This is a genomic window from Lichenihabitans sp. PAMC28606, assembly GCF_020616535.1.
GTDB lineage: Bacteria > Pseudomonadota > Alphaproteobacteria > Rhizobiales > Beijerinckiaceae > Lichenihabitans > Lichenihabitans psoromatis.
Map to the genome: position 1 here is coordinate 3,299,571 of NZ_CP085136.1, position 19,767 is coordinate 3,319,337.

The window sequence follows — 19,767 nt, forward strand, 5'->3', positions numbered from 1 at the left end:
GGGCGTCGCGAGCCTTCTCACCGAACGGACATCCTTATGCGCGTACGATTGAAATCAACTCTCCTGGCCGGCGCCGCCCTGGCGCTCCTCTTGGGCGCGACCGTCGCCGAGGCGAAGGTGCTGGCCAAGGTCAACGGCGTCGAGATCACCGACGAAGACGTTAGGATCGCCACGCAGGACCTCGGCGCGACCCTGCCGCAGCAGCTCAAGGGTGCGGCCCGGGACACTTACGTGCTCGACTATCTCATCGATCTGAAGCTCGCTGCCGCACAGGGCATGAAGGACGGTGCCGCCGACACGCCGGCGTTCAAGCAACAGATGGATTACTACCGCGACAAGACGTTGATGGAGAGCGTGCTGACCAACGTGGCCAAGACGGCCGCGACCGATGCGGCCGAGCGCAAGGTTTATGAGGACGTCGCCAAGCAGCAGAAGCCGGAGGTGGAGATCCACGCCCGCCACATTCTGGTGCCGACCGAAGCCGAGGCGAAGGCGGCGCTGGCGCGCGTGAAGGGCGGCGAGGACTTCGCCAAAGTGGCCGATGAGGTTTCCAAGGATCCGGGCTCGCAGGGCGGCGACCTTGGCTGGTTCACGCGCGACAAGATGGTGCCGGAGTTCGCCGATGCGGCGTTCAAACTCGAGAAGGGTCAGATCTCCGACCCGGTGAAGAGCGAGTTCGGCTGGCACATCATCAAGCTGGAAGACAAGCGCGACAAAGCGTTCCCCCCCTTCGACGCCGTCAAAGACCAGGTGGCCCGCTACGTCGTGCAGAAGGCGCAAAGCGACACCATCATGAAGCTCCGCGATGCGGCGAAGATCGAGCGCATGGAGCCCGTCGCTCCGCCGACCCCAGCGATGCCGGCCGCTCCGGCTCCGGCCACCCCGGATGTGGCTGCTCCGAAGCCGTGATCGACTTGTCGCCGGACCGTCTCCGACGGTCCGGTGACCCTTCTCGTCCCCTTTCCGTCACGAGGCGCTTCCATGGCTGCGGCTGCTCCGATCTCTCCCCTGGCTCCCAAAAGCGTTCCTGATGTTGCGCCCATCGACGGCGTGCGTTTCGCCTCCGGTGAGGCCGGCATCCGCTACAAAGGCCGGACGGACGTCATTCTGGTGCTGTTCGACGAGGGCACCACCGTCGCTGGTGTGCTGACCAAGTCGAAATGTCCCTCCGCGCCGGTCGATTGGTGCCGCAGTATGCTGCCCGGCGGCAAAGCGCGTGCGTTGGTGGTGAATTCCGGCAATGCGAATGCCTTTACGGGTCGGGTGGGGGCTGCTGCCGTGCAGCGCACGGCCGACCTCGCGGTGGCGGCACTCGGGATCGACGAAGGAAGCGTCTTCCTGGCCTCGACCGGTGTGATCGGCGAGCCGCTGGACGCATCGCGCTTCGAGGGGGTGCTCGAGCGCCTCGCCGGAGAAGCGACGCAGGACGGGATCGTCGCGGCGGCGCGTGCCATCATGACGACCGATACCTTTCCGAAGCTGGCCACGGCCGAGGCGATGATCGACGGCATTCCGGTGCGGCTGAACGGGATCGCCAAGGGCGCCGGCATGATCGCTCCCGACATGGCCACGATGCTTTCGTTTCTGTTCACCGATGCGCCGATCGCGGCGCCGGCGTTGCAGGCCATGCTGGTCGAAGCGGTGGATCGCTCGTTCAACGCCATCACGGTCGATAGCGACACGTCGACATCCGATACGTTGCTGATTTTCGCCACGGGCGCGGCCCGCTCGCGCGGTGTTCCCCCGATCGATACCGCCACGGACCCGCGCCTCGATGATTTCAAGGCCGCGCTGCGGACCGTGACGCTCGATCTCGCCCAGCAGGTCGTGCGCGACGGGGAGGGCGCCCGCAAGTTCGTCGAAGTCCGCGTGACGGGCGCCGATACGGATGCGGCCGCGAAGGTCGTCGCCGCGTCGATTGCCAATTCCCCGCTCGTGAAGACCGCTGTGGCTGGCGAGGACGCGAATTGGGGGCGTGTCGTCATGGCGGTCGGCAAAGCCGGCGAACGCGCCGAGCGGGATCGACTGGCGATCTGGTTCGGCGACATTCGCGTGGCGGTCGATGGTCTGCGCGACCCGACTTACGACGAAGCGGCGGTTTCGACCTATATGCGCGGCGACACGATCACGATCCGGGCGGATCTCGGTCTCGGCGAGGGGCGCTTCACGATGTGGACCTGCGATCTCACCAAAGGCTACATCGAAATCAACGGCGATTACCGGTCCTGACGGCTGGCCGGTTCGGTCACCGCTGGATCTGCGTCGTAAAAGTCACACCAGTGCCGATAGGTGACTGAAGTCCCCGTTGAATGTTTTGCCATCGGCCCGCGGGGTGTACCGTGATGCACAACTTCATTCGCGGCGGGCCAATCAAACATGCGTAATTCAATCGTGAAGGGTGTTGGAACACTGGTCGGCCTGCTGACGTGTTCCGCTCTTGCCCAGGCAGCAGACCTTCCGTCCCGCAGCGCACCTCCGATCTTCGCGGCTGCGCCGATCAACTACAACGATTGGTCCGGCGTCTACGTCGGAACCACCTACGGCTACGGCTTCAATTCGTACCATAACAGCCAGTTGACCTCACGTTCGGTCAACGCGAGCGGCCAGACCGGCGGCGCGCTGGTCGGCTATAATTTCCAGTCCGGCCATATCGTCTACGGTGTCGAAGGTTCGATCGACCTCAACGTCATTCGCAAGATCAACCCGGGCCAGGTCGGCTTGACGCCGAGCGAGACCGACTCGCTCTACGATATCCGCTTCCGCGGATTGCTCGGTTACGAGTTCGGCAACTTCATGCCGTTCATCGCCGGCGGCGCCGTCGTCAACGAAACCTATCAATACGGCACGGGCGGCCTCAACCGCATTCCGAACTACTACGGCCAAGTGAACCGCACCGTCGGTTGGACGGTCGGCGCGGGTCTCGAATATAAGCTCAATCCGCAGGCTCTCTTCCCGAACCTGCCGAGCTGGGCGCTCGGCCCGGTCATCCTCCGCGCCGAATATCTCTACCAAAACCTGCCGAATTCGACCTATGCGTTCAACGGCCAGACGTTCCGCACCAAGTCGGACGGCAACTTCTTCCGCGCCGCCTTGATCTATCGCTTCGGTGATTACGCACCGCGCGCCTATATCGATCAGGCCGGCGACGTGAACTGGGCCGGTGGCTACGGTGGTATCCTTGGCGGCTACGGCAGCGTAACGGCGCATACCCGCACCGCGGGCGTCGGCGCCACCAACACCGATGCGGATGGCGGTCTCGGCGGCATCTACGCCGGTACGAACTTCATGTTCGGCCATTACATGCTCGGCTTCGATGCCAGCACGTCCTTTGCAGACTTCACCGGCAACGGCCGTCTGCCTGGATCGGCCGACCCGGTCAGCTACCGCAACTACATCCAGGCCGACATCCGCGGTCGCGCCGGTTACGCCTTCGGCAGCTTCCTGCCCTTCGTCGCGGCCGGTGTCGGCTTCGGTCGCAGCGAGCAGATCGATCGTGTCACTGGATCGGAGCGCGGTCGCGTTCCGACCGATGCCCTGACGGTCGGCGGTGGTCTCGATTACCGCTTGAGCGAGCGCGTCTCCCTTCGCGTCGAAGATCTCTACGAGTTCAAGTCGAACTCGAAGATCGTCAATCTGAATGGTTGCGACTGCGTCCAGAAGCGCGACGGCAATATCGTCCGCGCCGGTCTCGCCTACCACTTCGAGTAACCAACAGAGCGGCGGGGCTTTCGCTCCGTTGCTTCAACCGTCTTGTGATCTGGCGACGAGGCGGCCTATCCGAGAGGGTAGGTCGCCTCGATCACATAGGGGCCCCCGCCAACTGAATCGCGCGATGAGAACAAGACGAAACGATCGGCTTGAAAGCGTCTGCTCAAAAATCCGCGAGCGCCGAGATAGTCTGCAACCGCCATGGTCGAGGCGCCACGCAAGCGAGCCAGCGTCACGTGTGGCGTGAACTTGCGCGGTTCTGGTGGCAGGCCGACCCGCCGGATCAGCCGTTCCTGTTCGGCTTGTAATTCGATGAGGGGGTGGGCGGCTTGCCCTTTGGCCACAATAGCGCGGGGCTTGTCGCCGCCAAAGAAGCCTAAACCCTGCAGCGTGACCTCGAAGGGAGCGCGCCGAATCCGGCCGAGTTCGAGATCGATGTCATTGGCGGTCGCGTCGTCGATGTCGCCAATGAACCGCAAGGTGAGATGATAATTTTCGACGTCGATCCAGCGTGCGCCGAACAAGCCACCTCGCATGGAGGCCAGTTCGGCCGCGAGTTCGGGAGGGATTTCGAGGCCCGTGAACAAGCGCGGCATGACCCACCTCCTGCATTGCATCGGGTAAAAGCTTAGGGAGGCGCCCTCCGTCGTGCAACCTCACCAAGCCTCAACAACGGGGTTCTACACCGCGTCATCAAGGTGTTGATGGTGGATACACGTGCGCCAGGCCCCTGAAATCCTCAATGTCGAAACGGCCGTCGTCACGCGGCGACAGGCTCGCGCGGGATGCCGAGACTTTGCCAGCACCGCCCGGGAGATCGAGCACATAAGTCGGTTGACAGAGTCCCGACACATGCCCGCGCAACGCCGTAACCAGGGCTTGCCCTTCCGCCAATCCGACACGGAAATGGCTCGTTCCTGGCGCCAGATCGCCGTGATGGAGGTAATAGGGCTTGATACGGAGCTCGACGAAGCGTCGCATCAAGGCCGCCAGCGCGTCCACGCTGTCATTGACGCCGCGCAGCAACACGGTCTGGCTCACCATGACGAAGCCTCCGTCGATCAATCGATCGCAGGCCGCTCCGGCATCTACGGTAAGTTCGCGCGAATGATTGGCGTGAAGCGCCACATAAACGGTCTTCCGCGACGATTGAAGTGCCGCGATGAGCTCTGCATTGATCCGAGCCGGATCGGCCACCGGAACGCGTGTATGCAGCCGCACGATTCGCACATGTGCGAAGCACGCGAGCCGCCGCATGATGGCGTCGAGCCGGCGCGGCGATAGCATGAGCGGGTCACCGCCTGTCAGAATAACCTCCCAGATCTCGCCATGAGCCGCAATATAGTCGAGCGCCGCCTCGACCGCCTCCGGCGGCAGCATCGCCTGCTCGCCCGGCCCGACCACCTCGCGGCGGAAGCAAAACCGGCAATAGACCGGGCAAATATGAAGGAGCTTGAGCAAGACGCGATCAGGGTAGCGGTGGACGATGCCGGGCACCGGCGTGTGAGCCTCGTCGCCGATCGGGTCGGCGCGCTCGTCCGGCGTCGTGTCGCGTTCGGCGAGGCTCGGTAGAAATTGGCGGGCGATGGGGTCCGCGGCATCGGCGGGATCGATCAAGGCCGCGAGGGTCGGCGTGAGCGCGACAGCATAGCGTGACGCGATCTCGGTCAGGGCCGCGACGGCATCGGGGGCGAGAAGCCCGGCTTCGGCCAAGGCGGACGGGCTGCGGAGCGTCTCGCTCATCGTCCCACCACCGGGGTCCAAAGCACTTGCTCGATATGGGTTGCGCCGGCCGCCAGCATGACCAACCGATCGAACCCGAGCGCGATGCCGCTGGCCGGTGGCATATGCGCAAGCGCGGCCATGAAATCCTCGTCGATCGGATAGGTCGATCCGTAACGTCGCAGTCGTTCCGTCATCGCGGCCTGGAAGCGCCGCCGCTGCTCGACCGCGTCGGTGAGTTCGCCAAAGCCGTTGGCGAGTTCGACGCCGCAGACATAGAGTTCGAAGCGTTCGGCAAAGCGGGGGTCGTCGGTGCAAGGGCGCGCCAGCGCCGCCTCGACACTCGGGTAGCGGTCGAGGATCGTGGCGCGACCGATTCCGAGGTGCGGCTCGATGCGCTCGACCAAAATCCGGCTGAAGATGTCCGACCAATCGTCATCGGCGGCGATCTGAACGCCGGCTTGCCGGGCAGCGGCCGCCAACGCGCCGCGATCTGCGCCCTCTGGTCGAAGCGTCGCGTCGATGTCGATGCCGGCATAGCGCTCGAAGGCCCTGCTGACGCTCACGCGGTCTGGCGTCGCGAGCGGATCGGCGTCGCGGCCGCGCCAATGCCAGCGCGTCGCGCCGGTGACCGACGAGGCGAGCTGGAGGAGAGCCGTGCAATCCTCCATCAGGCGTTCATAAGGCTCGCGCGCCCGATACCATTCGAGCATCGTGAATTCAGGGTGGTGCAGCGGACCACGCTCGCGATCCCGGAACACGCGGGCGAACGTGAAGATCCTGTCCTCCCCTGCGGCCAGAAGTTTCTTCATCGCAAATTCGGGCGATGTATGCAGGTGCAACGGAAGGGCGGCGCCGTCTGGCGCATGGATCGCGGTCGACAGCGCGTGAAGATGCGTTTCGTTGCCCGGGGATACTTGCAGAAGTGCTGTCTCAACCTCGGTGAAGCCCGCAGTCGCGAACCATTGGCGCAGCGCCACCGCCACCTGTCCACGCGCGCGCAGGACGGGTCTGCGATCCGCAAACCGTGCGGGGTCCCACCAGGGGGAGGCTTCAATCAAACGCGTAAATCCTCAGGACCATCGAGCCGGCGCCGAGCGCACTGGCAATACAAGCGGAATTCGGTATGGTGCCGGCCACTCGCGATCGGCCGCAAGGCTCGGTCGCTTTCCGCCGTTTCGTCGTTCATCTATGCATCAAGGACCAGTTTCGTGAAAGTCATCGCCAGCTCGCTCCGCAAGGGCAACGTCGTCGAAAAGGACAATCAGCTCTACATCGTTCTCACGGCCGAAAGCTTCCACCCCGGCAAAGGCACGCCGACGACCCAGATCGATATGCGGCGCATCAGCGACGGCGTGAAGATCACGGACCGTTACAAGACCACCGAGCAGGTCGAGCGCGCGTTCGTCGAGGACCGCGAGTTTAGCTATCTCTACGAGGACGGCGAAGGCTATACCTTCATGAATTCTGAAAACTACGATCAGGTCGTCGTGCCTAACGACGTCATCGGCGATCAGACCCTCTACCTGCAAGAGGGCATGAAGGTGATGCTCAGCCTCTTCAACGATATTCCGGTCGCGATCCAGTTTCCGGCCCGCATCACCGTCGAGATCACCGAAACCGAGCCCGCTTTCAAGGGGCAGACCGCGTCCTCGTCCTACAAGCCCGCCAAGCTTTCGAATGGAGGCAAGACGATGGTGCCGCCGCATATTCAGCCCGGCACCCGTGTCGTGATCCTGACCGAGGACGGCTCCTATGTCGAACGCGCCAAGGACTGATCGAATCGGCTAGTCGCGCACCAGCGTCACGGGCTCGACATCCGCCCAGACGCAATCGCGCGATGTGCCGTCTTCATACATGAAGCCGGCCGCCGCCACCGGCTCGCCCAGGCTGGCCAGTGGCAGATGCCATACGCCGGCGCGATAGCTGAACCCAGCCCCCGAGGCGAGAAAGCCCTTCAGGGTCGATAGGTTCGGCTGCCCATCCGGGCCGGGCAGCGCGACCGCGATCAGGATCGGGGTCGCTGCGAAAGGCAAAAATGTCTGGCTCGAATCCGGATGGCTCTCCATCTTGTCGAAACGATGCGGCACGCTCGTGGTTGTGGTCGTGACCATGAACAGGTTGGGTTCGGCGTGGTCCCGCTTATTCTCGAGCCGGGCGACGCGATCCACCCGCGTGGTGATCCGTGCCGGAACGACCACTTCGCCATAGGCCTCGAAGGCCTCGCCGGTCAGATCCGTGACGTTGATGATGCGCATGACCCTGCTCGCTCGCGTGACAAAAACCGTGATGGCGGGGATGCGCTGTCGCAGCCTCGCCGTCAATCCGGGAACTCCATGCCGGCGACCGCATTGGCGACACAAGGGAGTGAAGCCATGACGAGCAAGACCAGCGTTCCAGACGATCGCGACACCGCTCCGGTCGAAAGCCGGCGCGCCTCTGCGACCACGCCTGTCGGCGGTGTGTCGGCAGACGAGATCGTAACGGAAGATGGGCAAGGATCGGTTCTCGACGTTCCGAACATGGGCGAATTTTCGGCCGAAGCCGCTCGTCCGACCCCGCTCGACGACATCGCGGCCGCCGAACGCGAAAACATGCCGAAGGATTGAAGGCGTCCTTGCTGGCGTTAAGCTTTAAAAAACCGCGTATGTAGGAGCGCTGTCTCGACATTTGCTGTATGGTGCGCCGCGGCACCGGAGACAGCGACAATGAACGATCAACCCGAGCAGTTCAAAAAAACCCCACGCCGCAAGGGCGACAAGGGGAAGAGCGTCACGGTCTCGGCCGAGGCCAAGCAGGCCTATCTCGCAATCATCCAAGAGCGCGACGAGCTGCAGGCCAGATATGCACAATATTTGCCTGCGACCGAAACGCGTCGCTAACCGCCGGTTGCACTGTTGTCGTTTGACGCGCTGACCCTGTTCGGCCTCGTCGCCGTCAGTGCGATGCTGCTCTTTTATGCCATCGAAGACCGCAGTCCGTGGTTCACGCTCTGCTTTTCTGCGGCTTGTGTTCTCGGGTCAGCTTACGGCTTTTTGCAAGGTGCATGGCCGTTCGGCCTGGTGGAAGCCATTTGGGCGCTCGTCGCGATTAGGAAATTCTCTCGCCGTCGACAATCCTCCGCAACTTCTGGTTGACTTTGGGCGGCTGATCTGGTGTATATAGCTTCACTGCAGAAATGCGGTTGAGACCCCGGAGCTTTCCAGCTGCCGGGGTTTTTCATTTCAAACACCCGACCAGAGAGGCCGATATGCCGCCTCGCATCTCGCGCAAGCGACAGAAGCCGCTCGACGAAGCCGCATCCCTGATCCGCGATTCGATCCGCGCCCACATCCCCGATGCAATTGCCGAACTTGCCCGATTGGCACGCGACGCCAACAGCGAGGCGGCGCGGATCTCGGCCATCAACGCGCTGATCGACCGTGCCTATGGCGGCCTCAAGGACCTCAACGACGGAGACGACAGCCAACATGGCATTACGGTCCGCTTCGTCGCGCCGCCTCAAACGACTTGAGATCACTCTGCCGGAGGCGTTTCGAAAGCTCTTCCAGCCTTTCCGCTACAAGGCGTTCTACGGTGGACGCGGCTCCGGCAAATCACACGCGATGGCGACCGCCCTGGTGTTGCTCTCGGCCCAGAAACCTCTCCGCATTCTCGCTGCGCGCGAGACCCAGCAATCGATCCGGGAATCGTCCAAGCGCCTGCTCGACGACCGTATTCAGGCCTTGGGGCTGACGACCCGCTTCACCTCGACCGAAACGGAAATCAAAGCGTCCAACGGCTCACGGTTTCTCTTCGCGGGCCTCGGCCACAACCCTGATCAGATCAAATCCATGGAAGGTATCGACATTGCCTGGATCGAGGAGGCCGACACCATTTCGCAGCGCTCGCTCGACATCCTGGTGCCGACGATCCGCAAGCCCAACTCGGAATTATGGTTCTCCTGGAACCCCCGGCACGCCAGCGACCCGGTCGATCATCTGTTTCGCAGCAGCCCAGCCCGGGACGACGCGCTCGTGCGGCCCGTCTCATTTGCCGACAACCCCTGGTTCCCCGAGGTGCTCGAGGTCGAGCGGCGATGGGACCAGAAACGCGATCCCGACAAATACAGGCATATCTGGGAGGGGGCGTACCGACGCCACTCGGAAGCCCGCGTGTTCAGCAATTGGCGGATCGACCGACTGGAGATGCCAGCCGGCGCGCGGCCCTATTTCGGGGCCGATTGGGGGTTTTCCAACGACCCGACCGTGCTGGTGCGCGCCACGCTTCTGGAGCGTTTGCTCTATATCGATCGCGAAGCCTACCGGATCGGCTGCCCAATCGACGAGACCGCAGCTCTGTTCGCCACGGTCGATGGCGCGGCCGGCCCAGCGCCTTGGCCCATCACGGCCGATAGCTCCCGGCCGGAGATGATCGCGCATCTGCGAACCAAGGGCTTTCGCATCAAACCCGCCCGCAAGGGTAAGGGCTCGGTGGGGGAGGGGGTCGCGTTTCTGCGCTCGCTCGACATCGTCGTGCATCCGGACTGTCGGCACACGATCGATGAGCTGACGCTCTATTCCTACGCGGTCGACCGACACACCGGGGAGATCCTGCCGGTGCTCGAAGACCGGCAGAACCACATCATCGACGCCCTGCGCTATGCGCTCGAAGGCGTTCGTCGCGCCGATTATCAGCTCCTCAAGCTGCTCTGAGAGGCTGCGGCCGGTCACGCGAGGCGGCCGATGGCGTCCCGACCCTCCTCTGTCCAGCAACGGAACCCGCATGGCCCGGAAAACCAACACACGCCGCCTTGCGGCGACCGACAGTCTGTCGAATTTCGCCGCCTCGCTGAACATCGGCAAGGACAAGGCCGCCCAAGACAGCTTCTTCGTGGCCGACATCGCCCGCGACCAGATCGAAGCGATGTATCGCGGCGATTGGTTGGCCCGTAAGATCGTCGACATCGTGCCCTATGACAGCGTTCGCGAATGGCGCGAATGGGCCGGCGATCGCGCCGCCGTCGCGGCCATCGAGCGGACCGAGCGACGGCTGAACCTGCGGCGCGCGATCCAGCGCGCCATGATCCTCGGCCGGCTCTATGGCGGCGGCGCGCTGATCATCGGCACCGGCGAGGATGATCCGGCCGCACTGACGACACCACTCTATCCGGAGGCGATCGGGCCGGGGGATCTGCGCTTTGTTCATGTGGTGAGCCGCTGGCAACTCGGCGTCGCGCAGATCAACCAGGACCCGCTCGACCCATTCTATGGCGAGCCTGAGAGCTACATGCTGACGGCGCCGGAGCGTGGCGCGTTGAACCTGCATCCCTCCCGCGTAATCCGATTTTTAGGCAATCCGCTGCCCGATCCGCTCACGTATGGGACGCAGCTGTGGTCCGATAGTGTGTTGCAGACGCTCTACGACGCGGTGCATGCCGTGGCCGTGACGACGACGGGTGCCACGAGCCTCGTGCATGAGGCGAAGGTCGACATCGTGACGGTGCCGAACCTGTCGGAGCATCTCAGCAACGCGGCGACGACGGCGCAATTGTCGGCCCGGTTTTCCTATGCGGCGACGATGAAGTCGATCAACAATCTGTTGCTGCTGGGCGATGGGGACACTTGGGCGCGGCAGACGATCGATTTCGGCGGCCTGCCCGAGATGGTGCGGACCTTCCTGCAAATCGCGGCGGGAGCCGCCGATATTCCGGTGACGCGGCTCTTGGGCCAGTCGCCAGCAGGGCTGTCGGCGACGGGCGACAGCGACACGCGCAACTACTACGACATGATCTCGGCCCGGCAGGAACTCGATCTGCGGCCGCAATTGGAGCGGTTGGATGCCGTGCTGCTCCGCTCGGCCGGGGTGGACTCGGAGACGCTGACTTTCGAGTTCCGGCCGCTGTGGCAGCTCGATGCTTCCGCCAAGGCGGCGGTGGCACTGAGCAAGGCGCAGACCACGGCGGTCTATGCCGGGCTGAGGCTTTGGCCCGCCGCGACCACGGCCGCGCTGGTGCGCTCGCAGTTGCTGGAGGATGGACCCTATCCGGATGCGGACGCGATCTTCGCGGCAAATAGCGCGACGCCGCCGGCGGAAGGGCTGGCGGCAGAAGGGCTGTCGAAGGTTGTGGATGTGGACGCTGGCGAGCCGCGCGATCTGGATGAGACGTGAGCGGGAGGCGGTGGCGTTATCCAGGCCCGAACGACCCGGCTCGCCGAAAGCGGCTGGATGCGGTGTCGCTCCGCCTGTGTCGCCGGCAACTTGTGGTCGCGGTCGTCACTCCGCCCGGCCGGTCAGGAAGCTCGGTAGCCAAGCCAGCTCTGGCTGGGGCTGGCCGGGGTTGACCACCACCGTCGCGGTGCGGCCAGCCAGCAGTTGCACGTCGGGGGGCACATCGTCGAGCTTGACCCGAACCGGAACCCGCTGCGCTAGTCGCACCCAGGTGAAACTCGGGTTGACGTTGGCCAGCAGATTGGAGCCGGAACTGCGCTCGCGGTCCTCGATGCCCCCGGCAATACTTTCGACATGCCCTGTCAGGCGCGTCGCTTCTCCGAGGATCCGCACCGACACGGGGTCGCCGACGCGGATCATCGGCAGCTTGGTTTCTTCGAAATAGCCTTCGACATGCAGCGTATCCTTGTCGACGAGTGCCATCACGCCCTTGCCGGCCGAGACATATTCTCCGGGTTGCAGGTCCATATTGGTGATGGTGCCGGGCACGGAGGCTTTGACGTCGGAACGATCGAGGTTGAGCTTGGCAATATTTCGATCCGCGATCGCTTGTTGGTACGAGGCGACAGCTTGTTGTTGGGTCGCGGAGGATTGTTCGAGCTTTTCGCGCGACACGACGTTGTCGCTCAATTGCTTGTAGCGCCCGAGATCGGCCGTCGCGATATCCAGCGCGGCCTTGCGGCCCGCCACCACCGCGTCGGCCTGGTCGAGCGCCAGAGAAAAACGCTGCCGATCGATGCGGAAGAGGATGTCGCCCTTCTGAACGGCTTGATTATCCTTGACCAGCACATCCGTTACGAGGCCCGACACATCCGGTGCGATCGCAACGATGTCGGCCCGCACGCGCCCATCGCGGGTCCATGGCGCATCCATGTAGTAGACCCACAAATGCCAGCCGACGACGACGGCCGCGACGACCGCCACCATGGTGACGAGAAAGCGCCCGAGAACGGAAACGAAGGCGGACATCAGGCGACCCTCTGCGCGGCGGCCACGATGCCGCCGAGGATGAGAACCAGCAACGCGGTATCGAACAAAGCGCGGTGCCAGACGAGACGATAGAAGCCGATGGCCGAAAGCAGCCAGCGGAGCGGGAGGCTGACGAGAAACGCCAGGACGAGCCAGACCAGAAGGTCGGGCAGGAAGACGCCGTAGAGATCGATCTCGTGGATCATGCCGCAAGACGCTCCGAAGCAGGGTCGTCGGGCAGCAAGGCCCGATAGGGCGAGGCATCGGGGAACAGGCCTCGCCTGACCCCAACTGCGCCGAGCAGCGCGTCGCGCCGACCAGCGCCGTCATCGACGCTCATGAGGATCGTCAAGACATGATCCACACAGGCCAGAAGCGTCGGGGCAGGCGGCTTGCGCCGACCCTCGTAGTGATGAGCCAGACCATCGAGCAGCCTGTCGATGGCTAAAATAGCCTCCTGCGGCAGGCCGTGCCGCGCCCGACGGAGATCGATCACGTTGAGACCGATGCGGACGCCGCCCAACAGATCAATGGTTTTAAGGGTCGTGTCCGGTTCCAGCGACGCCAGTTTGGGCGAGATCAGCCCGATGCGGTCGAGCATCAATGCGATGAAGCGGTTGCGGTCGTGACGGCCCCGGTGTCGCGCCGCGCGGACGATGGTCCGGCGGGCCGAGGCGATCAATCGCCAGATCGCCCATTCGGCCCCGACGGAGCGCATCAACCGCATGACGATGGCGCCGATATACATGCCGATCAACAGCGCGAGGTTCGGATTGACGTAGGCGGCGAAATCGGACGACCCGAGATTGCTCTGAAGGGCCAGAACCGCCGCTCCATTGGCCGCGAGCGCGAGGCCGATGCCCATGGTGGCCGGTCGCGCGATCAAGGCTCCGATGATGAGGAACGTCGGGGCCAGCACCAGAACCAACATTTCGAAGTCATGCACGGTCGGCAGGATCGCGAATTGATAAACCGCCATGATCAGCACCGCGACGCCGCTCCAATTGGCGAATTGCAGGATCGCGGGCACCGGATCGTCACGCGAGGCGAAGAAGCAACAGGCGACGGCGGCCAGCATCGGGGCGGCCGACCCGTCGGGCCAGCCGGTTCCGATCCACAGAGCCGAACAGAGGATGATGGCTACCATCACGGCCAGACACGAAAGCAGCGCCATCGCGTGATCGCGGTGCTGGACCGCGACCGTCGTCGTTCCCGGATCGAAGGCCAGCGGGCCGGGAAGGCTCGCTTGTCCGGAGCGAATGGCTCGCCGCAGCATCCGCGTGTCGCTGGCGATATCGACGAACTCGCGCAGGCGGATCAGCAGGCTTTCGCCCAAAATGTCAGACCAGTCGGCGCTTTTCGTCAGACGCGGGCTCGCTGCGGCGATCATGCGTCGAAGCCGATCGGCCTCTTCCATTTCACGCGCTGCATCGGTCTTGTCGGGCGAGAGGTCGCCGGGCTGAATCCAGCCCATCACCGCGTCGATCAGCGGAACGAACTGAGGCGGTGTCCCGCCATCGAGAGCACGGAGCGCGGACATGCGATCGCCGATCGACGAGAGAACCGGCAGCACCATCAGCATCCGAAGTCGGAGTGCGCGCATATGGCCCCGGAGATCGCTGAGGCGTGAGATATCGTAAGCCAGATGGGTCGACAGCATGTCGATCTCGGCGGCATCGCCGGCCAATCGGATTAATTCACCTCGCGTCCGCTCGCCCGCATCCGGCCCGCTCAAAATATCGCGCGTCAGCCGGGCTGCGTGACCGAGCCAAACATTGGCACGGCCGGCAACGACTTCGCCGACCGACATCGGCCAGAATAGCCCTGCGACCACGCTGGCGCAGACGATACCGACGGTGATCTCCTCGACGCGGGCAACGGCCGTGTCGAAGATCGTGGCTGGATCGAGAACGGTCGGAAAACCGATCAGCGCCGCCGTATAGCCCGCCAACATGAACACATAAGAGCGCGGCGACCGATCGAGCAACGACACGTAAAGGCAGACCGCAACCCACAGCGCCAAGGCAAACACCAGCAGCTCGGGCGCATTGACGAGGTTGGGCACGAGCGCGACGGCTGCGGCCGCTCCGATCATGGTGCCGACCACCCGATAAGCCGCCTTGGAGCGCGTCGCGCCCGACAAGGGCTGCGAGCAGATGTAGACGGTCGCCATTGCCCAGTAGGGACGCGGTAACGACATGGCGACCGCAAGATAGACGGCCGCCATGGCGGCCACGAAAGTCTTGATCGAGTAGAGCCATTCGCGGCCGGTCGGGAGCATCATGGCGTCGACGTCATCTGCGACGCCCGCTCGAGCGCCGCAAAGACGCGAAGACTAGCGGCGATATCCTCGGGGCTGACCTCGGCGAAAATGCGGGCCCGTGTTGCGTTCAACCGCTCTTCGAGCTTGGCCGTCAGCGTGATCCCACGGTCGGTCAGATGCAATGTCTTGGCACGCTTATCGGTGCTGTCTTCCTGGCGTCTGACGAGATCGGCAGCGCAGAGCTGGTCGAGCAGGCGGACGAGCGATGGCCCCTCGATGCCGATGTGCTCCGCCAAGGCGGCCTGCCGCATGCCGTCGCCAAGGCGGCTGATGAAGAGCAACGGATAAGCCGTCGCTTCCGAGAGATCGAATTCGTTCGAGGTCGCGTCGGCAAGCTGGCGCCACGTTCGGGACGACCGAAGAAGGCCCAGGCAATAGCGCTGCAACAGCGATGTGGTGGTGCGGGGCACGGTTCGATCTCAAGACATCGGATGCGTGCCTAAATAGTAGGAGCCTATCGAAATGGCAACATCCATTTTGGCCGCCCGATTCCCTTCAGGAGAGATGATGTTGATTCGCGATACAGCGGCCGCAACCTCGAGCGAGGTGACGCCGGAAGGATTTCTTCGGGTTCGAGCACGCATCGGACGAGCCGGCATCCAGGATTACCGCGCTGCCGAAATCGGCTCGCCCGACGGCTTCGCGGCCGACGATCTCGTGCGTGTGTATCGATCGCCCGAGGAGGTCTTCCATCCCGACAGCCTGCGCAGCTTTGCCGGCAAACCGATCACCGATGACCACCCGCCCGCGATGGTGGATGCCGCCAACTGGAAACGCTACGCCATCGGCCACGCCGGACACGAGGTGACCCAGGATGGCGAGCATCTGGCGGCCGACCTGCTGATCGCCGATGCGGCGGGCGCAAAGCGCGCTCAGGCCGGCGCCGAACTCTCGACCGGGTATTTTGCCGACGTCATCTTCGGTCAAGGCGTGACGCCCGAGGGCGAGCCTTACGATGCTGTCCAGCGCAACATTCGAGGCAACCACATCGCCCTCGTCAAGGCCGGGCGCTGCGGCGAGACCTGCAGGGTCGGCGATACCGCCATTGCCGATTGTCGCTGCGGCGATGGCGCCGATACCGGCTCTAGCACGGTGGATGAGTTTCACCGCCGTCTCGCCGATCGGGACGCCTTGCAAAGCGAGGCGCTGGCGGTCGCCGACGATCGTCTCGCGGCAGCGCGCGCCCAGATCCTCGACGACGCGGCGATCGACGCCCTCGTGGCCGAACGCACGACCGTGATCGATGTCGCCAAACGGGTGCTCGGCACCTCCCTTGCAACCACCGGGATCAGCGTTGCGGATCTGCGCCGACAGGTGGTCGCGCGGGTGCTCGGTCCCGAGCGGGTGCGCGATCGGGCCGACCCGTATGTGGTCGCCGCCTTCGAGACGCTTGTGGCCGCACGAACGATGTCCAACCCGCTCGCGGCGCATCTCGCCAGCGGGATCAGCGACGCGGCCCAGACGCGCGAGACCGCTCTCGCGGCCCGCAACCGATACCTCAGCAGCGCCTGGAAAGGCGACGTCAATCAAGGAGAGTTGTGATGCCGGCAGTCCAGACCGCTTATTCCAACGCGCAGGCGCCCGCCTATCTCGGCATGGTGGCCAATGGCGAGTGGGTCACCAACGTGATCTCCCGTATCGTCGATCCGGCGAGCGCGACGCCCATCAACTTCGGTGACGTGGTCCTGCAAGGCGCCTCCGAACAACTCGTCGTCTCGGCCAATGGCGCCACCGGCGCCTTTCGGGGACTCGCCTTGCGTAACCCGACGCTGCCGCCCGGCAACAGCGACCAGTATCTCGCGACCAATTCCATCGCGGTTCTGACCAAGGGTGTCATCTGGGTCAATGCGGCCGTCGCCGTCACCCCGGGCCAGCCGGCCTTCGTCACCGCGGCAGGTCTGCTGACCAACGTCTCGACCAGCAACACGGCTCTGGTCGGCGCCATCTGGGACAGCGGCACCACGGGGAGCGGATTGGCGAAGCTTCGCCTGACCTGAGCCGACCTTTCGTCCCGACTTTCACACCCTTCAGGAGATCAACAATGCTACGCGCAAGCGCAGTCTTCGACGCCCAGGCGGCTCTCGGCTTTCTCGTCTAGCAAGTCACCTCGATCGAGCAGAACGTCTATGCGATCCGGTATGGTGACATCCAATATCCGAACCTCGTTCCGGTCGACACCTCGGCCTATCCCTGGGCCCGGACCGTCACCTATTTCACATCCGATCACGCCGGCCAGGCCGACTGGATGGACGGCAACGCCAGCGACATGCCCTTCGCCGACGTCGCCCGCACCAAATTCGAGACAACCGTGGAGTCGGCCAAGATCGGCTATCGCTTCTCGCTCGAAGAGGTCAACGAGGCGATGCTCATTCCGGGCATGACCTTGTCGGCCGACAAGGCCGCCGCGGCCCGGCGAGCCGGCGAGGAACTGGTCGAGCGGGTCGTCATTTCGGGGGACAGCCGCAAGGGATTTTTGGGCCTCGTCAACCAGACATCGGTGCCGCAGGTCGCGGTCGCCAACGGCGCGGGTGGCTCGTCGCTCTGGACCAACAAGCAGCCGATCGAGATTCTGGCCGATATCAACAATGCCCTCGTCGGAGCTTGGTCGACGAGCGCCCAGGTCGAATTGCACGACACCGTGCTGCTGCCGGTCGCCCATTATGGGCTGATCGCCTCGACGCCCCGGTCGGCGACGTCGGATGCGACCATCATCACCTATCTCCAGGCCAACAATATCTACACCTCGACCACCGGCCGGCCCCTCACGATCCGCACCTTGCGACAACTGGCGGGGGCGGGTGCCGGCGGAAGCAACCGCATGATCACGTATCGGCGCGACCCGCAGGTGCTGAAATTCCACATGCCGATGCCGCATCAGTTCTTCCCGCCGCAGCAACGCATGCTCGAATTCATCGTCCCGGGCATGATGCGGCTCGGCGGCCTCGATGTGCGCCTGCCAAAGGGCGTCTCCTACAACGACGGGATCTAGCCGCATGCTGGCCGCCGTCACCAACAAGGCCAAAAGCTCGCGCGGGTTTCATACGCTCGATCGCGGATCTGTACCGATCGAGCCGGGCGCCCATGCTCTGCTCGATCTTGCCGATCATCCGCTGCACCGGGCGTGGGCGGACGCGGGCGAGATCTCGATCGTGCCGCTGTCCGACAAGGACGCGAAAGCCGTTCGGAAGAAACTCGATGCCGACGCCGACGCGCTGGACCGGTCCAGGGTTGTGGCTCTCTCAGCGCTGCCGGGTGCCTTTGCGGCCGGATCATAAACCCTGAACCAAAGGCTCACCATGTCGCTCACTCCTCCTGTGGCCGCCGATCTGGTGAGCCGCTTTCCCGCCTTTGCGACCGTCCCGACAGTCACGCTCACGGCGCGATTGGCCGAGGCATCGACACGCGTCGATCAGACGTGGACCAGCGGCGATGACGGGCTCGCGGTTCTGCTTTATGCGGCGCATTTGCTGACGCTCGACGGATTTGGCGGTGGCGCCGAGGCGTCTCTCGCGGCTGCGGGCGCTCTCGGTTTCACGAGCTTCCGATCCGGACAGCTCAGCCTCGAGCGCCGCGGATCCGAGCGGACGACGCAAGTCTCCGACCTGTCGGAGACCATCTACGGACGCCGGTTTCTGGCGCTGCTCCGTGTCAATCAACCCGCCGTTCTGGTGCCTTGAGAGGAGCCACATGACTTTGCTGACCGGCGGCCTCGCGGCCGTCTTTGGTGCCGCGTTCGGCGCGATCTTCGCCGATGGCGTGCTCCATCAATCGACCGAACCGCGACCGGTACGGGGGGCTTTACGGTCTCCTGGTCCGATAGCCCGATCAAACTTTGTCTCGATGCCGTCGATCAGGCGAAGCGTGGGGCTGCCGGCTTGCCGTCCAACGTCGTCAAGCTCACGGTGTTGCAGGCAAGCGCCCCGGGCGGGATCGGCCTCGACGATCAGATCAGTCTCGCGGGGCTCACCTATCGGGTCGTCAAGCTCGACACGGACCCGGCTGCCGTCGGCTTCGTGCTGCTCGCGGTGCCGATCTGATGAGCCGGGAGATCGACTTGCTGAAACGCCGCCTTGCGGCGGCTCAGCAGCGTGCACGGACGAACGTTTCGGCCGCACTCGAGACCGTCGCACAGGACATGATCGACCTGGCTCGCCAGTCGCTGTCCGGAACCACCTCGCCGAGCGACGCGGGAGTCTCCGAGACGCTGGGCTGGCGCTCCGATGCAGCCGATCCATCGGTCGTTGTCACGGCGACGAGTCCCGCAGCCGTGTTCCTGGAATACGGAACGATGCAGCGCGCCGCCAAGCCGTTCTTTCGACCCGCCGCCGAGGCCGCGTCCAAGGCGGCTCAACAGCCACTCGCCGCCGCATTCGCCGATTCGGTCTCTGGAGAGGGCTCATGATCGCAAGCGACCGACAGCAAGCAACGGTCGACGCCATCCTGCAGGCTCTGACGGGCGATCAAGCTCTCGCGGCCCTCGTCGGCCAGCGGATCTTTGACGCGCCGCCCGGCCGCGCCGTGACGCCGGAGATCACGATCAAGCTGGTGACCGCCATGGACCAGTCCAGCGCCGACACGGATGCTCAGCGCTTGGTCTTCGATCTCGACGTTTGGGATCGCTATGCGCTCGGCACCGACCTATCCCGACCCCGGATCATCATGGGGCATATCCGCCGCATTCTGCACCTTCGCGCGCTGACGCTCGTCGGCGCCAACCTCGTCGTCCTGCGCTGCATCAACGCGCAAGGACCGTTCCGCGACCCAGACAATGTTGCGCTGCACGGCATCGTGACGGTCTCGGCTTTGGCCGGCCACGAAACCCCGTCCTGACGCTC

At 64.2% G+C, this 19,767-nt stretch carries 26 protein-coding genes; 18 read left to right on the forward strand and 8 right to left on the reverse strand.

Annotated elements, in window-relative coordinates:
- Nucleotides 1–36: 36 nt before the first annotated feature.
- From LGH83_RS15510 to LGH83_RS15520, 3 genes are all read left to right on the forward strand, one after another.
- Nucleotides 37–909, forward strand: a complete 873-nt coding sequence (locus LGH83_RS15510; RefSeq protein WP_131113469.1) for a peptidylprolyl isomerase — start codon at nt 37–39, stop codon at nt 907–909.
- A 72-nt stretch (nt 910–981) separates the two neighbouring features.
- The gene (gene argJ, locus LGH83_RS15515; protein ID WP_227399436.1) at nt 982–2,229 is read left to right on the forward strand and encodes a bifunctional glutamate N-acetyltransferase/amino-acid acetyltransferase ArgJ; all 1,248 of its coding nucleotides are present in this window, start codon (nt 982–984) and stop codon (nt 2,227–2,229) included.
- Nucleotides 2,230–2,376: 147 nt separating this feature from the next.
- Nucleotides 2,377–3,708, forward strand: a complete 1,332-nt coding sequence (locus LGH83_RS15520) for an outer membrane protein (RefSeq protein WP_227399437.1) — start codon at nt 2,377–2,379, stop codon at nt 3,706–3,708.
- A 65-nt stretch (nt 3,709–3,773) separates the two neighbouring features.
- On the opposite strand, the gene thpR is transcribed toward LGH83_RS15520, so the two are convergent.
- The 3 genes from thpR to epmA form a co-directional block, all read right to left on the reverse strand.
- Nucleotides 3,774–4,304 carry an RNA 2',3'-cyclic phosphodiesterase gene (gene thpR, locus LGH83_RS15525; RefSeq protein ID WP_227399438.1) on the reverse strand — a complete coding sequence of 177 codons (531 nt, stop codon included), beginning with the start codon at nt 4,302–4,304 and terminating at the stop codon, nt 3,774–3,776.
- A 97-nt stretch (nt 4,305–4,401) separates the two neighbouring features.
- Complete coding sequence (locus LGH83_RS15530) at nt 4,402–5,451, reverse strand: lysine-2,3-aminomutase-like protein (protein WP_227399439.1); 1,050 nt, start codon at nt 5,449–5,451, stop codon at nt 4,402–4,404.
- Nucleotides 5,448–6,491: an EF-P lysine aminoacylase EpmA gene (gene epmA / locus LGH83_RS15535; RefSeq protein WP_227399440.1), complete on the reverse strand. Its 1,044-nt coding sequence runs from the start codon at nt 6,489–6,491 to the stop codon at nt 5,448–5,450. The genes LGH83_RS15530 and epmA overlap by 4 nt, the downstream gene beginning before the upstream one ends.
- Before the next feature lie 150 nt (nt 6,492–6,641).
- Here epmA and efp point away from each other — a divergent pair, with 150 nt between their 5' ends.
- Complete coding sequence (gene efp, locus LGH83_RS15540) at nt 6,642–7,208, forward strand: elongation factor P (RefSeq protein ID WP_131113463.1); 567 nt, start codon at nt 6,642–6,644, stop codon at nt 7,206–7,208.
- A gap of 9 nt (nt 7,209–7,217) precedes the next feature.
- Here the strand turns inward: efp and LGH83_RS15545 are convergent, their stop codons facing one another.
- A complete protein-coding gene (locus LGH83_RS15545; RefSeq protein WP_227399441.1) occupies nt 7,218–7,688 on the reverse strand; it encodes an ureidoglycolate lyase in 471 nt (156 codons plus the stop codon).
- A 117-nt stretch (nt 7,689–7,805) separates the two neighbouring features.
- Here LGH83_RS15545 and LGH83_RS15550 point away from each other — a divergent pair, with 117 nt between their 5' ends.
- The 6 genes from LGH83_RS15550 (at nt 7,806) to LGH83_RS15575 (ending at nt 11,580) form a co-directional block, all read left to right on the forward strand.
- Nucleotides 7,806–8,039, forward strand: coding sequence for a hypothetical protein (locus LGH83_RS15550; protein WP_227399442.1), 234 nt, complete (start codon nt 7,806–7,808; stop codon nt 8,037–8,039).
- Between the two features lie 99 nt (nt 8,040–8,138).
- Nucleotides 8,139–8,312 (forward strand): hypothetical protein, encoded by a 174-nt coding sequence (locus tag LGH83_RS15555; RefSeq protein ID WP_227399443.1) that lies wholly within the window; start codon nt 8,139–8,141, stop codon nt 8,310–8,312.
- Between the two features lie 63 nt (nt 8,313–8,375).
- A complete protein-coding gene (locus LGH83_RS15560; protein WP_227401872.1) occupies nt 8,376–8,567 on the forward strand; it encodes a hypothetical protein in 192 nt (63 codons plus the stop codon).
- A 113-nt stretch (nt 8,568–8,680) separates the two neighbouring features.
- On the forward strand, nt 8,681–8,944 hold the full coding sequence (locus tag LGH83_RS15565; RefSeq protein ID WP_227399444.1) for a hypothetical protein: 264 nt from the start codon (nt 8,681–8,683) through the stop codon (nt 8,942–8,944).
- Nucleotides 8,901–10,124: a PBSX family phage terminase large subunit gene (locus tag LGH83_RS15570; RefSeq protein WP_227399445.1), complete on the forward strand. Its 1,224-nt coding sequence runs from the start codon at nt 8,901–8,903 to the stop codon at nt 10,122–10,124. Before LGH83_RS15565 ends, LGH83_RS15570 begins: the two co-directional genes overlap by 44 nt.
- A 70-nt stretch (nt 10,125–10,194) precedes the next feature.
- Complete coding sequence (locus LGH83_RS15575) at nt 10,195–11,580, forward strand: DUF1073 domain-containing protein (RefSeq protein WP_227399446.1); 1,386 nt, start codon at nt 10,195–10,197, stop codon at nt 11,578–11,580.
- A gap of 105 nt (nt 11,581–11,685) precedes the next feature.
- On the opposite strand, the gene LGH83_RS15580 is transcribed toward LGH83_RS15575, so the two are convergent.
- From LGH83_RS15580 to LGH83_RS15595, 4 genes are read right to left on the reverse strand one after another with little or no spacing between them, the layout of a single operon-like run.
- Nucleotides 11,686–12,609, reverse strand: coding sequence for an HlyD family secretion protein (locus LGH83_RS15580; protein ID WP_131114287.1), 924 nt, complete (start codon nt 12,607–12,609; stop codon nt 11,686–11,688).
- Nucleotides 12,609–12,815, reverse strand: a complete 207-nt coding sequence (locus LGH83_RS15585; RefSeq protein WP_131194938.1) for a DUF1656 domain-containing protein — start codon at nt 12,813–12,815, stop codon at nt 12,609–12,611. The genes LGH83_RS15580 and LGH83_RS15585 overlap by 1 nt, the downstream gene beginning before the upstream one ends.
- A complete protein-coding gene (locus tag LGH83_RS15590) occupies nt 12,812–14,893 on the reverse strand; it encodes an FUSC family protein (RefSeq protein WP_227399447.1) in 2,082 nt (693 codons plus the stop codon). The genes LGH83_RS15585 and LGH83_RS15590 overlap by 4 nt, the downstream gene beginning before the upstream one ends.
- Nucleotides 14,890–15,342 carry a MarR family winged helix-turn-helix transcriptional regulator gene (locus LGH83_RS15595; RefSeq protein WP_227399448.1) on the reverse strand — a complete coding sequence of 151 codons (453 nt, stop codon included), beginning with the start codon at nt 15,340–15,342 and terminating at the stop codon, nt 14,890–14,892. Before LGH83_RS15595 ends, LGH83_RS15590 begins: the two co-directional genes overlap by 4 nt.
- A 97-nt stretch (nt 15,343–15,439) precedes the next feature.
- On the opposite strand from LGH83_RS15595, the gene LGH83_RS15600 reads away from it, so the two are divergent.
- The 8 genes from LGH83_RS15600 (at nt 15,440) to LGH83_RS15635 (ending at nt 19,762) form a co-directional block, all read left to right on the forward strand.
- Complete coding sequence (locus tag LGH83_RS15600) at nt 15,440–16,474, forward strand: DUF2213 domain-containing protein (protein WP_227399449.1); 1,035 nt, start codon at nt 15,440–15,442, stop codon at nt 16,472–16,474.
- Complete coding sequence (locus LGH83_RS15605) at nt 16,474–16,929, forward strand: DUF2190 domain-containing protein (protein WP_227399450.1); 456 nt, start codon at nt 16,474–16,476, stop codon at nt 16,927–16,929. The genes LGH83_RS15600 and LGH83_RS15605 overlap by 1 nt, the downstream gene beginning before the upstream one ends.
- Nucleotides 16,930–17,177: 248 nt before the next feature.
- Entirely contained in the window at nt 17,178–17,921 is a 744-nt protein-coding gene (locus LGH83_RS15610; RefSeq protein ID WP_227399451.1) for a DUF2184 domain-containing protein, read from the forward strand.
- 4 nt (nt 17,922–17,925) lie between these two features.
- Nucleotides 17,926–18,207: a hypothetical protein gene (locus LGH83_RS15615; protein ID WP_227399452.1), complete on the forward strand. Its 282-nt coding sequence runs from the start codon at nt 17,926–17,928 to the stop codon at nt 18,205–18,207.
- Between the two features lie 21 nt (nt 18,208–18,228).
- Nucleotides 18,229–18,609, forward strand: coding sequence for a DUF4054 domain-containing protein (locus tag LGH83_RS15620; RefSeq protein ID WP_227399453.1), 381 nt, complete (start codon nt 18,229–18,231; stop codon nt 18,607–18,609).
- A gap of 198 nt (nt 18,610–18,807) precedes the next feature.
- A complete protein-coding gene (locus LGH83_RS15625; RefSeq protein ID WP_227399454.1) occupies nt 18,808–18,969 on the forward strand; it encodes a hypothetical protein in 162 nt (53 codons plus the stop codon).
- Complete coding sequence (locus LGH83_RS15630) at nt 18,969–19,334, forward strand: hypothetical protein (RefSeq protein ID WP_227399455.1); 366 nt, start codon at nt 18,969–18,971, stop codon at nt 19,332–19,334. Before LGH83_RS15625 ends, LGH83_RS15630 begins: the two co-directional genes overlap by 1 nt.
- A complete protein-coding gene (locus LGH83_RS15635) occupies nt 19,331–19,762 on the forward strand; it encodes a DUF3168 domain-containing protein (RefSeq protein WP_227399456.1) in 432 nt (143 codons plus the stop codon). Before LGH83_RS15630 ends, LGH83_RS15635 begins: the two co-directional genes overlap by 4 nt.
- Nucleotides 19,763–19,767 lie beyond the last annotated feature (5 nt).